The 12,396-nt window shown below is 70.5% G+C and carries 8 protein-coding genes; 5 read left to right on the top strand and 3 right to left on the bottom strand.

All coding sequences use genetic code 11. From position 1 onward, the window contains the following. Window positions 1-26: 26 nt before the first annotated feature. Window positions 27-3,305: an ATP-binding protein gene (locus JWS13_RS16875; protein WP_206006664.1), complete on the bottom strand. Its 3,279-nt coding sequence runs from the start codon at window positions 3,303-3,305 to the stop codon at window positions 27-29. Window positions 3,306-3,371: 66 nt separating this feature from the next. Between JWS13_RS16875 and JWS13_RS16870 the strand changes: the two genes are divergently transcribed. Continuing rightward, complete coding sequence (locus tag JWS13_RS16870; RefSeq protein WP_206006663.1) at window positions 3,372-4,046, top strand: hemerythrin domain-containing protein; 675 nt, start codon at window positions 3,372-3,374, stop codon at window positions 4,044-4,046. On the opposite strand, the gene JWS13_RS16865 is transcribed toward JWS13_RS16870, so the two are convergent. Then, window positions 4,019-5,512 carry a phospholipase D-like domain-containing protein gene (locus JWS13_RS16865; protein WP_206006662.1) on the bottom strand — a complete coding sequence of 498 codons (1,494 nt, stop codon included), beginning with the start codon at window positions 5,510-5,512 and terminating at the stop codon, window positions 4,019-4,021. The genes JWS13_RS16870 and JWS13_RS16865 overlap by 28 nt on opposite strands. Before the next feature lie 114 nt (window positions 5,513-5,626). Here JWS13_RS16865 and JWS13_RS16860 point away from each other — a divergent pair, with 114 nt between their 5' ends. Then, window positions 5,627-6,727: a lipase family protein gene (locus tag JWS13_RS16860; RefSeq protein ID WP_206006661.1), complete on the top strand. Its 1,101-nt coding sequence runs from the start codon at window positions 5,627-5,629 to the stop codon at window positions 6,725-6,727. Here JWS13_RS16860 and JWS13_RS16855 read toward each other — a convergent pair. Then, the gene (locus tag JWS13_RS16855; protein ID WP_206006660.1) at window positions 6,720-7,817 is read right to left on the bottom strand and encodes an NAD(P)-binding domain-containing protein; all 1,098 of its coding nucleotides are present in this window, start codon (window positions 7,815-7,817) and stop codon (window positions 6,720-6,722) included. The genes JWS13_RS16860 and JWS13_RS16855 overlap by 8 nt on opposite strands. A gap of 144 nt (window positions 7,818-7,961) precedes the next feature. Between JWS13_RS16855 and JWS13_RS16850 the strand changes: the two genes are divergently transcribed. The 3 genes from JWS13_RS16850 to JWS13_RS16840 are packed head-to-tail and all read left to right on the top strand — an operon-like array spanning window position 7,962 to window position 12,353. After that, the gene (locus JWS13_RS16850; protein ID WP_206006659.1) at window positions 7,962-8,693 is read left to right on the top strand and encodes an enoyl-CoA hydratase; all 732 of its coding nucleotides are present in this window, start codon (window positions 7,962-7,964) and stop codon (window positions 8,691-8,693) included. A gap of 44 nt (window positions 8,694-8,737) precedes the next feature. After that, entirely contained in the window at window positions 8,738-9,853 is a 1,116-nt protein-coding gene (locus JWS13_RS16845) for an MBL fold metallo-hydrolase (protein WP_241032230.1), read from the top strand. Window positions 9,854-9,902: 49 nt separating this feature from the next. After that, window positions 9,903-12,353 carry an HAD-IC family P-type ATPase gene (locus JWS13_RS16840; protein ID WP_206006658.1) on the top strand — a complete coding sequence of 817 codons (2,451 nt, stop codon included), beginning with the start codon at window positions 9,903-9,905 and terminating at the stop codon, window positions 12,351-12,353. Window positions 12,354-12,396 lie beyond the last annotated feature (43 nt).

Genomic DNA, 12,396 nt, shown 5'->3' with positions numbered 1-12,396 from the left:
GTCGCCTCCGACTGTGCGCCCGGCCGCTAGTGACCCACTTGGAACTCGCTTGGGTGGGTGGTCACCCGGGTGCGGGCGGCGTCGATCCAGGCCGGGCAGCCGCAGCGTTCGGCCAGTGCGAGCGCCGCGGCGTAGTGCGTGTGCGCCGCTTCGGGCCTGCCGAGCAGCATCTCGAGGTCGCCGAGGATCGTGTCGACGGGCCCGACCGCGAACGCCGCCGTGTCGCCGCCCCCGATCTGCCCGCTGTACGGGCTCAGTTCCGCGTGCACGGACGCCGCCTCGTCCCGCTCACCCAGCCCGGCGACGACGATGCCGCGCAGCGACATCATGAGGGAATGGAAGAAGTCGCGGCGGACGGGGCGGAGGTGGCGCCGCACCTGACGCGCCTGCTCCGGTTTGCCGTTGCCGAGAAGGGCGAGGGCGTGCAGATCGGCGAGCACGTCCGTCGCGGCGCTGTCGACCGTCGCGATCACGGCCTCGAATTCGCCGGCCCGGCCCTCGGTGAGCCGCAGCGTGAACACCGCGAGGGCGAAGACGCTGTCCGCGTCGAGGCCCGCCCGAACCATCAACTCGTGGCCCCGCTCGTAGTGGCGTTCCGCGGCGGCCAGGTCGCCGGTGAGGTGCGCGACCATCGCGCGGTTCATCTGCCGGGTCGCCTGCGCCTGCTGGAACCGGTACCGGTCCGCCAGTTCCGACTGCCGGCCCATGTGATGTTCGATCGCCGGGATGTCGCCGTTGCCGGACGCGATCTCGGCCAGCAGGTGATGGCCGAGCATGGTGAACACCGGTAGCTGGGTCCGGTCGCCGATCCGGAGCAGTTCGTCGCCGATGACCTGGTCGCCGAGTGTGCTGGTCGGCGAGCCGGTTCCGGCGTGAACGGCGCAGAGCACCAGCCCGAGAAGCACCGGATCGTCCAGGTCGCGGGCGAGGACCTCGGCCTCCCGGACCGCGGACCCGGTGCGCTCGTGATCCTCCGCCCCGATCTCGTGGACCAGCGTGACCAGCAGCCTGCACCGCACCGCAGGCTCCGGTTCCTCGTCCCGCAGCAGCGTCTCGATCAGGTCCACGACGGCCGTGTCCACCTCGCCGTAGCGCCGGTTGATCCATGGCGTCGGGGTGTCGACGAACGCGAGCACCCGGATCGCCAGATCGGTGCGGCCCGCGGCCCGGGCGAGTTCGAGGGCCCGCTTCCGCGAACGGGCCCCGTCCAGTCCGATGCCCGCCGCGAGTTGGGTGCGGCTCAGCTCGGTGAGGAGGTCGACGCGTTCGTCCACGGACGCCGCGTCGTCCGGCGGCAACCGGTCGGCCGCGCGGAGGGCGTCGTTCAGGTAGCCGATCTCCGCGTCGTGGGCGTAGCGGTCGGCCGCCTGCGCCGCGGCCGCGACGTTGTGGTCGAGGGCCTGCCGTGCTGTGGCAGCGGACAGCGCCTCGGAGAAATGGTGCGCGAGCGCCGCGACGTCGTGTGGTCGCAACTCCTCGAGCGCCGACCCGACCCGGGCGTGCCAGCGGCTCCTGCGCAACCGGGTGAGGTCGGAGTAGAGCGTGTCGCGGACGAGGGCGTGCGTGAACCGGACGGTCCCGGCGCGCGGCTCGCCGAGCAGTCCGGCGATCACCCCCGATTCGAGTGCGTCGAACACGGTGTCCTCGTCGACTTCGGCGGCCCGGGTGAGGACGTCGACGTCGGATTCGCGGCCCACGACCGCGGCCAGTCGCAGGACGGACACGGTCAGTTCGGGGAGGCGGGCGATCCGCCTGCGGAGAACGTCCCGGACCCCCTCGGGCACCTCCGACGTGGCCACCAGTTCGCCCTCACTGTCCAGGAGCCGGGCGCTCTCCTGCAGGTAGAACGGATTTCCGCCGGTCCGGTCGGCGAGCGCGCGGAGAATGCCGGGGTCGGGATCGCGGCCCGACACGTGCCGGATCAACTCCGCCGAGTCCTCGGGTCCGAGTCCGCCGAGGCGGATGCGCGTCGGTTGCAGCGACGCGAGGTCGGCGAAACAGTTCTCCAGGTTCGCGTCGACCTCGTCCGGGCGGAACGCGAGGATCAGCAGGATCGGCGACCGCTGCTGGGCGAGCCGCACGAGGATCGACAGGGTGTCCTCGTCGGCGCGGTGGACGTCGTCGAGGACGACGGCGAGCGGGCCGTGATCGCGGACGGTCCCGAGGTAGTCGGCGATCGCACGGTGCAGCAGGAACCGTCCGCTCGGGTCGTCCGGCCGCGCCGCGTGCGAACGGTCGTCGGCGAGCAGGGGTGCCAGCGCGTCCGCCTCGGCACCGGGGTCGACCGTCTCGCGCAGTGCCCGCAGGATCTCCACCCACGCCCAGGCGGGCGGGGCGCCGTCCACCTCGGGGCAGCGGCCCACCGCCACCTGCCACCCCGCGGCGTGCAGGGTGCGACGGAACCGGCGCAGCAGGGACGACTTCCCCGATCCGGCGTCGCCGCCCAGGAGTACCACCGGGGTGCCGGGATCGCTCATCAGGTCGGTCAGGGTCGCCAATTCCGCGGTGCGGCCGAGGAACCAGGGGGCCGGGGTGGTGTCGACGGGCACCGGGGCGGGTGCGGGTGCGGACGGAACGGTGCCCGTGAGGATCCCGTGTTCGAGTTCGGTCAGACCGGGACCGGGGTCGAGGCCGAGTTCGTCCGCCAGCCGGGCGCGGGCCTCCCGCAACGCGGCCAGGGCGTCGGCCTGCCGCCCGCTGCGGTGCAACGCCAGGGCGAGCAACCGCCACCCCTCTTCCCGGAGCGGATGGTCGCGGGTGAGGGACTGCGCGTCGAGTACCGCGCCCGCGGCGTCGCCGGACGCGACGGCGGCGGCCACCACCCGTTCGCGCGCCACCACCCGCAGTTCCTCGAGCCGGGCGATCTCGGCGAGCGCCCAGTGCTCACCGGCCACCTCGGCGAACGCGGGCCCCCGCCACAGGCTCAGCGCCCGCTCCAGGTCGGCGCGCCCGGTGCCCGCGGCGGAACGGACCAGGGTCTCGAACTCCCATGCGTCGACCGCGGACGAGGGCAAGGTGAGCGCGTAGCCGGGGGCGCGGCTCACCAGGACGGTGGAGTCCGCCCGCGGCGCGCGGCGCGGCTCGAGCGCCCGCCGCAGATTCGAAATGTATGCCTGAAGTGCACCGACGGCCCGCGCCGGGGGAGCCCCGTGCCACAGGTCGTCGACGAGCCGATCCACCGGAACCACCTCGCCGCGCGCGACGAGCAGCAGGGCGAGCACGGCCCGCTGGCGGGGGCCGCCGAGGTCCACCGCCCCCGCTTCGTCCTCCGCCTCGAGCGTCCCGAGTACTCGAATCCGCACCATCGTGCCCAGCGTAAGCACTAGTGGCCTCCAAGTGCTCTCCAAGACGCCGAACCGACCCTTGATCGCATGACGACTCCGACTGCTCACACGACCCGCCCCGACACCCGCGAGATGGTGGTGGTCCACAACTGCTTCCGCCGCCAGTTCGCCGCGCTGCCCGCGCTCGTCCGCCGGGTCCCCGCCGGTGACACCGCCCGGGCCGGGGAGGTGGTGACGTTCTTCGAGGAACTCGCCACCGCCCTCCACCACCATCATTCGAGTGAGGACGACCTGCTGTGGCCGAAGCTGCTCGATCGCGCACCGACCGACGCGGCGCTGGTGCTGCGGATGGAGGAACAGCACGAACGCATCTCCGAACTGCTGTCGCTGGCGCAGTCGCAGGGCGCGGCGTTCACGGCGGACGCGGCGGACGGCGAACCGCTGGCGAAGACGCTGACCGCGCTGTCCACGGCGCTGGACGAGCACCTCGGCGAGGAGGAGCGGCACATCCTCCCGATGGCCGAGCAGTTCATGACACTCGCCGAGTGGCAGGAGATGGGCGACCGCGGCCGCGCGTCGATCCCCAAGGACCGGCTGCTGGTGTTCCTCGGCTTCATCCTCCAGGGGGCGACCCCCGAGGAGCGTCGAATGTTTTTGTCGGAGATGCCCTTCGCGGCCAGGATGGCGTGGTCGATCCTGGGGCGGCGGGCGTTCCGCAAGGACTACCGGCGCATCTATGGCACCGAACCGGCCGCCTTCTGACGACGGATCACCCTGCGCCGCAATCGGACCCGGCTGGTCCGCTCCCAGAAGCTCGGCGGTGTGCGTTCCGGATCCATCAGTTCGTTCTCGGCCAGCGGGCTGTCCTCGTCCTCGACCGTGTCCGGCTCGAACTTCTCCAGGGTGCGGCCGCCACCGCGCAGCGCTTCGACGGTGCCCAGGAGCGACGACGTCTCGGCCAGTGTGTCCTCGAACAGCCCGGCCGGGACATCCAGGTGCTCGCAGACCAGCTGACGGCGAATGCCGAGGATGGTCTCCCGCAGTTCGTCACCGTTCGCAGTGTCCGCGGTGACCTCGACCGCCAGATCGCACTCGGAGTCGAAACCCATCGACCGGTTGTTGAGGTTCGACGAGCCCACCCGCAGGAGACGGTCGTCCATCACCAGCACCTTGGCGTGGACGTAGATCGGTTCACCGCCCGCCGTGACGGGGTAGTAGACGCCCAGCCGGTTCCCGGTGTCGGCCCGCCAGAGCAGGTGCAGCAACCGGCGGCGGGCGCCGTCCATCGCCTTCTGCTCGAGCCAGCCGTCGGCGTTGCGCGGCAGCACCAGCACGATCTCCGGCCCGTCCGGTTCGCGGAGTCGCGCGGCGATCGCCTCGGCGAGGGTGCGGGACGCCAGGTACTGACTCTCGATGTACAGCGACCGCTCGGCGCCTGCGATCGCGGCCAGGTACAGGGCCTCGATCTCCCGGACCTCGTCCCGGTCGTCGAGCTCCGGCAGGGTGCGTGCGACGCCCACGTCGACGCCGTGCATCGTCGGCTCCAGCCCCTCCGGCCACGGCGTCCGTCCCGCGATCTCGTCGACCGCCGCCAGATCCTGGCCCGTGGCCGCCTTCCACCGGGCGCGGGCCAGTTCGCCGATGGCCTTCGCCGCGTCCCCGTCGACGGCGGTCGTCGCGTCGTGCCACGGCCCGTACCGCTTGCCGTTCGGCTGCGTCCGGTAATGGTTGCGGTCCCGATGTTCGGGGGTGTCCCACCGGTCGACGGTCATGTCGATGCCGCCGCAGAACGCGAGCGCGTCGTCGATGACGACGATCTTCTGGTGGTGCGCCGAGCCGATCGGGTGGGCGGCGTCGAGTTCGAAGTGCAGGCGGCGGTCCGTCACCCAGTTGACCACGAAGATCGGCGTCATCCCGCGCCCGATCGCGGTGAACGCCCCGATGTTCCATTTGAGCAGGTAGATCTCGAGATCCGGACGTTCGCGCGTCAGCCAGGCCAGGAACCTGCCGAGCTGATTGGGTCCGTCGAGCGTCTTCTCGTCCGGTTCGAACTGGATCCTCGTGTCGAAGTCCCAGCCGATGAGGATGATGCGCCTGCGCGCCTGCAGCATCGCGGACTTGGCGTGCCGGAAGTAGTCCGCCGCGTCGACGATGCACGCGAGACGATCGGCGTGGGCAACCTGCCAGCAAGTGTCGCCGGGAGTCAGGATCGGGCTGTCGTCACTCATGTCTCTTCTGCTCTCCCGGTCTCGTGCGTCCCACTTCCCCGCGAGTGGACGATTCACAGTACTGCGCCACCCCCGCGCAGCTACCGTTGAGAGGTGCGGAGATGGTGGCGCATCGTGGCGTTGCTCGCACTGGTCAGCGTGCTGTGGGCACCAACTGTCGGTGCGGATCCTCTGCGGGCCGGATCGTCCCCCGGCACCGTCGTCGCGTCGTCCGAGTTGCCTGCCGAACTCTGGCTCCGCGGAACCGGAAGTGCGTACCGGATGACGTACCTGACCACCGACCGGCACGGCATCACCCCCTGCACCGGGATGGTGTTCGTGCCGCCCGGGACGCCGCCCGCCGGGGGATGGCCCGTCATCGCGTGGGCGCACGGAACGGTGGGGGACTCCGACGCCGACGCGCCCTCCGTGACGGGCGTCGACCCGCAATCCTCGGACTACGTGAGCAGCTGGCTGCAACTCGGCTACGCCGTGGCCGCCACCGACTACGTGGGCCTGGGCACCCCCGGGGTGCCGCCCTACCTCGACGGGAAGGTCGCAGGCCGCAGCGTCGTCGACTCCGTGCGCGCCGCCAGGGAGGTCGACGCCGACCTCTCGTCCACGTGGATGGCCGTCGGACTGTCCCAGGGCGGTCAGGCCGCCGTGTTCGCCGCGCACGTCGCCACGTCGTACGCGCCGGAACTCGACTACCGCGGGGCCGTCGCCAACGGGGTGCCGTCGAACATCGAGATGGTGTCGAACTGGAGCGGCCCCTCGTTTCCGCCGCAGGGCCTCGCCGGCCTCACCGTGTACATGTCGTACCTGATCGCCGGGGTCCGGGACGCGTACCCGGAACTGGACGTCGACAGCTATCTGACCCCGGTCGGGAAGCAGTTCGTGGACGCGGCTCCCGAAGTGCCGTTCCGGCAGTTCGCGGCCATGACCGGCACCGTGTCGGTGGCGCAGATGCTGTCGCGGGCACTCGACGTGCCCGCGCTGCAGGACGCGCTGCGCGAATACCTCGAGGTCCCGATCGCGGGATACGACCGTCCGCTGCTGCTCGTGCAGGGGGTCACCGACGCGTCGGTGCCGCTGCCGCTGACGGAGAAGCTCGTCTCCGAGATGCGCGGGGCGGGAACGAATCTCGACTACCGGCTGTACTCGGGTGGCCACTTCGGGAGCATGTACCAGGCCGGCCCCGACCAGGCCTCGTTCGTCGCCTCGCTGATCAGGTAGGGGCCGGCAACCCGAGGTGGCGGGTGAGTTCGCGGGCCGCCGCCTGCCCGGCCCGGTTCGCGCCGATCGTCGACGACGACGGTCCGTAGCCCACGAGATGGATCCGCGGATCCGACGCCACCTGGGTGGCCAGGCGCCCCGTCATCGTGATGCCGCCGCCGGGTCCGCGCAGCCGCAGCGGTGCGAGGTGATCGAGTGAACTGCGAAAACCCGTGCACCACAGGATCACATCGACCTTCACCTCGTGCCCGTCGGCCCAGCGGACGCCGTCCGCGGTGATCTCGCTGAACATCGGTTGCCGCGCCAGCACCCCGCGTTCGCGGGCGGCGCGGATCGCGGGCGTCACGGGCAGTCCCGTCACCGACACCACCGAGCCCGGCGGCAGCCCGCGGCGAACCCGGTCCTCGACGAGAGCGACGGCGGCCCGGCCGATCTCTTGTGTGAACGGCTCGTCCCGGAACTCCGGCGGGCGGCGCGTCACCCACGTGGTGGTGGTGACCCGGGAGATCTCGTCCAGCAACTGCACCGCCGAGATGCCGCCGCCGACGACGAGAACATGCTTTCCCGCGAAGTCCTGCGCCGACGAGTAGTCCTTGGTGTGCACCTGGCGGCCGGTGAACGACTCCGCGCCGGGATAGCGGGGGATGAAGGGGCGTTCCCACGTTCCCGTCGCGTTGATCAGGCCGCGGGCGGACACGACGCCGCTGTCGGTCTCGATGCGCAGACGCTCGTCGCGGGCACACACCACCCGGGTGTGCACGGGGCGATGCACCGGCAACTCGAACTGTTTCTCGTACGTCGCGAAGTACTGGGGAACCGCGCTCGACGCGTGCACCAGCGCGGCCTCGGGGTCGTTCGGGTCCACCCCGATCGTCGCGGCGAAGCCGAGCCCGGGAAGGTCGTGGACACCGTTGACAGTGCTCAGCGTGAGGGACGGCCACCGGAACTGCCACGCGCCGCCGGGTCCCGGCGCGTGATCGAGCACCACGAAACCGGACTCCGGTTCCACCCCGAACCTGCGCAGATAGTAGGCGGCAGACAGCCCCGCCTGCCCCGCGCCGATCACGGCGACGTCCACTTCACTGTTCATCTCGGTCCTCACCTCCACCCTCACAACTACCGGAGAGGCTCCTGTGTTCCGGCCGATCCCGCTGTGGTTGGGTGACAGACGTCCAGTCGGGTGGGCAGGGGAGAATTCGTCAGTGGACAGCAATCACGAAGAAAGCGAGTGGACATGATCGGGACGAGTCGTGACGGCGACGTCTTCACCCTCGAACTGCAACGACCCGACCGTCGCAATGCGTTGAACACCGAGATCTGCGACCTGCTGCGCGAGGAGACGGAGAAGTCCGTCACCGACGGCGCACGGGTGATCGTCCTCACAGGGCAGGGCAGCGCGTTCTGCGCGGGCGCCGACCTGTCGGGCGACGTGTACGCCGACGGGTTCACCGACACCCTGCTCGAGATGCTGCACACCATCGACTCGGTCCCCGTCCCCGTCATCGCCGCGATCAACGGCCCCGCGATCGGCGCGGGCAGCCAGCTGGCGCTCGCCGCCGACTTGCGGGTGGTCGCGCCCGAGGCGCGCTTCGCGATCCCCGCCGCCAAGCTCGGGATCTCCGTGGACCGGTGGACGGTGCACCGGCTGGCCGCCCTGATCGGCGGCGGACCGGCACGAACGATCCTGCTCGGCGCGGAAGAGGTCGGGGCCGACGATGCGCTGGCGCACGGCCTCGCCAACAAGCGCGGCGACCTCGCCGTCGCACAGCAGTGGGCGCACTCGATCGCGCGCCTGGCGCCGCTGTCGCTGCAACACCTCAAGATGGTGCTCAACGACGACGGCACCCAGAGCCCGCCGCCGCCCGAGCAGCTCGCGGCGTTGCACGCGGCGTGGAAGAGCTACGACGCGCAGGAGGCGCGGGCCGCCCGCGCCGAGAAGCGTCCCCCGGTGTTCCGCGGTCAGTAGCCGTCGGCCGCACCTTTCCCGCACGCGTGGTTACAGTTGTCGGGGTGAAAGCGAAGAACGCCGTGACGACTGTTCTGGCCACCGCCGCCCTCGGGTGGCTGACACGCGCCGCGTGGGGCCTCCCGTCTCAGATGGGCGCGTCGCGTGCCAAGGTGCGCCCGTACGCCGCGACGTCGCCGCGGTACCGCGACCGTCAGTTCCACAACACCGATCCGAGCAGCATGATGCTGTCCGGTTCGGAGACCGGGATCCTCAAGGCGCTGATCACGCGGGGCAAGGCGGGACGTCCACGCACGCCGATCCCGCTGGCGACGCCGCTCGCGCCCGTCGAGGCCGCCGACGTCGCCGTCACCTGGTACGGCCATTCGAGTGTGCTCGTCGAGGTCGACGGCTACCGGGTGCTGGCCGACCCGGTGTGGAGCCGGCGGGTGTCGCCGTCCGCGCTCCTCGGTCCGTCCCGCATGCACCCGACCCCGGTGCCGCTGGCCGACCTGCCCGTCCTCGACGCGATCGTCATCTCGCACGACCACTACGACCACCTCGACATGGCCACCGTGCAGCAACTCGCCGCCACCCAGAAGGCGCCGTTCGTCGTACCGGTCGGGCTCGGTGCGCACCTGCGTCAGTGGCGGGTGCCGGAGGAGCGGATCGTGGAACTCGACTGGGACGAGTCGACGACGCTCGGCGAACTCACCCTCACGTGCACGGAGGCCCGGCACTTCTCCGGCCGGGGCCTCGTGCGCAACACCACCCAATGGGCGTCGTGGGTGCTCGCCGGCCCGAGCCGGAAGGTGTTCTTCGGCGGCGACAGCGGATACACGACGCGGTTCGCCGACCTGGGCCGCCGCTACGGACCGTTCGACCTCACACTGCTGCCCGTCGGCGCCTACGACACCAGGTGGGCGGACATCCACATGAACCCCGAGGAGGCGGTGCAGACCCACGCCGACCTCAACTCCGGCGACGCGACCCGCGGACTGCTGGTGCCGGTGCACTGGGCCACGTTCAACCTCGCGTTCCACACGTGGTCCGAGCCGATCGTCCGGTTGCTCGCGGCCGCGCAGGAAGCGGGCACCCCGGTGGCCGTCCCGATGCCCGGACAGCGGGTCGACGCGCTGAAACCGGCCACCCAGACCCCGTGGTGGACCGCGCTCGGCTGAACCCGGCGCGCATCCCTCGGAGCCGAGCCCGGTTGCGTAGCCTTTGACCATGGCATACGACGAAACGGGCACCGACAGCGTTGCAGTCGTCGCAGTGGAGGGGCTGACGGCCGCGCAGGTGGCGGAGCGGGTGGCGGCGGGCAAGACCAACGACGTCCCGGATCGGGCCAGCCGGTCGGTGCGCGACATCGTGCGCGCCAACGTGTTCACCCGGATCAACGCGATCCTCGGGGTGCTGCTGATCATCGTGCTGGCCACCGGTTCGATCATCGACGGCATGTTCGGCCTGCTGATCATCGCCAACAGCGGGATCGGCATCATCCAGGAAGTGCGGGCCAAGCGGACCCTCGACAAACTGGCGATCGTCAGCCAGACCAAACCGGTGGTCCGCCGCGACGGCGTCGCCGTCGCGATGGCACCCCGGGAGGTCGTGCTCGACGACATCATCGAACTCGGCGCGGGCGACCAGATCGTCGTCGACGGGGTCGTGGTGGAGGCGGCGACACTCGACATCGACGAGTCCCTCCTCACCGGTGAGGCCGATCCCGTGCACAAGGACGTCGGTCAGCAGGTGCTGTCGGGAAGTTTCGTCGCGTCGGGCAGCGGCTGTTACCGGGCCACGAAGGTCGGAGGCGACGCGTACGCCGCGAAACTCGCGGACGAGGCCAGCAAGTTCACGCTCGTGCACTCGGAGTTGCGCAGCGGCATCGACAAGATCCTGAAATTCATCACGTACCTGATGATTCCGGCGGGTCTGCTGATCATCTACAACCAGTTGTTCTCGAGCGGCGAATCGATCCGGCCCGCGCTCAACGGGATGGTGGCCGCGCTGGTGCCGATGGTGCCCGAGGGCCTGGTGCTGATGACGTCGATCGCGTTCGCGGTCGGGGTGATCCGGCTCGGTCAACGGCAGTGCCTCGTGCAGGAGTTGCCCGCCATCGAAGGCCTCGCCCGCGTCGACGTGGTGTGTGCCGACAAGACCGGCACCCTCACCGAGAACGGTATGCGGTTGTCCGAACTGCGCTGTGCCGACCCGTCCGACGCCGAACCGTCCCGGGCGGCACTTGCCGCGATGGCAGCGTCCGACCCGCGGCCGAACGCCAGCGTCCTCGCGATCGCGGAAGCCTTTCCCGACGCCCCCGGCTGGGGCGATGCCACCGCGGAGGCCCCGTTCTCCTCGGCCAAGAAATGGAGCGGCCAGTCGTACGGTGGCCACGGCAACTGGGTCCTCGGCGCACCCGACGTGCTGCTCGACCCGGGCAGCGACATGGCCCGGCAGGCCGAGGAAGTCGGCTCCTCGGGACTGCGGGTGCTCCTGCTCGGCAGTTGCGAAGTCCCGGTCGACCACCCCGCGGCGCCGGGTGCGATCACGCCGCGCGCGCTGGTGATCCTGGAACAGCGGGTGCGTCCCGACGCCCGCGGCACCCTCGAATACTTCGCGAGCCAGAACGTCACCGTAAAGGTCATCTCCGGTGACAACGCCGTGTCGGTCGGCGCGGTGGCCGGATCGCTCGGGCTGCCCGGCGGCGACCGTCCCGTCGACGCCCGCGAACTGCCCGCCGACCGCGACGCCCTCGCCGAGACCCTGGAAACGGCCACGACGTTCGGCCGGGTCCGCCCCGACCAGAAGCGGGAGATGGTGGGGGCGCTGCAGTCTCGCGGTCACACCGTCGCGATGACGGGCGACGGCGTCAACGACGTGCTGGCGCTCAAGGACGCCGACATCGGCGTGTCGATGGGCTCCGGCAGTCCCGCCACCCGCGCGGTCGCGCAGATCGTGTTGCTGGACAACAAGTTTGCCACCCTGCCGTACGTGGTGGGCGAGGGCCGACGGGTGATCGGCAACATCGAACGCGTCTCGAACCTGTTCCTCACCAAGACCGTGTACTCGGTGCTGCTGGCGTTCCTCATCGGAATTACCGGTGTGCTGTCGCAGATCTTCCATTTCGAGCCGGTGCCGTATCCGTTCCTGCCGCGGCACGTGACGATCGCCGCCTGGTTCACCATCGGCATTCCCGCGTTCATCCTGTCGCTGGCACCGAACAACGAGCGGGCGCGCTCCGGGTTCGTGCCGCGTGTGATGCGTCTCGCCGTGCCGTCGGGGGTGATCATCGGTGTCACGACGTTCATTTCGTACCTTCTCGTGTACGCGGGGCCGGATCAGACGGAGACACAGAAGATTCAGGCGGGCACGTCGGCGCTCATCACCCTCATCATGATCGCCCTGTGGGTGCTGGCCGTCGTCGCCCGGCCGTACGTGTGGTGGAAGCTGGTGCTGATCTTCGGATCCGTGGCGGGATACCTCATCCTGTTCGCGCTGCCGTTCACGCGGGAGTTCTTCAAACTCGATCCGACCAACGTCGGCGCCACCACGTCCGCGCTCGTGTGCGGGCTCGTGGGAGTGGTTCTCGTCGAGATCGGATGGTGGGTCACGGGCCGCCTGCACGGCGAGCATCGCCGCCTCTTCGCGGCGCCGGAAGATCTTCCGGGCGTGCACTGACCGGAGTACTGCTCGCGGCGATCCGAACGGTTGGCGTCGCCGA

Origin of the sequence: Rhodococcus pseudokoreensis, from assembly GCF_017068395.1 — a bacterium.
Lineage (GTDB): Bacteria > Actinomycetota > Actinomycetes > Mycobacteriales > Mycobacteriaceae > Rhodococcus_F > Rhodococcus_F pseudokoreensis.
The sequence above is the reverse complement of the archived record's forward strand: the minus strand, read 5'-3'. Positions and strand labels throughout refer to the sequence as shown.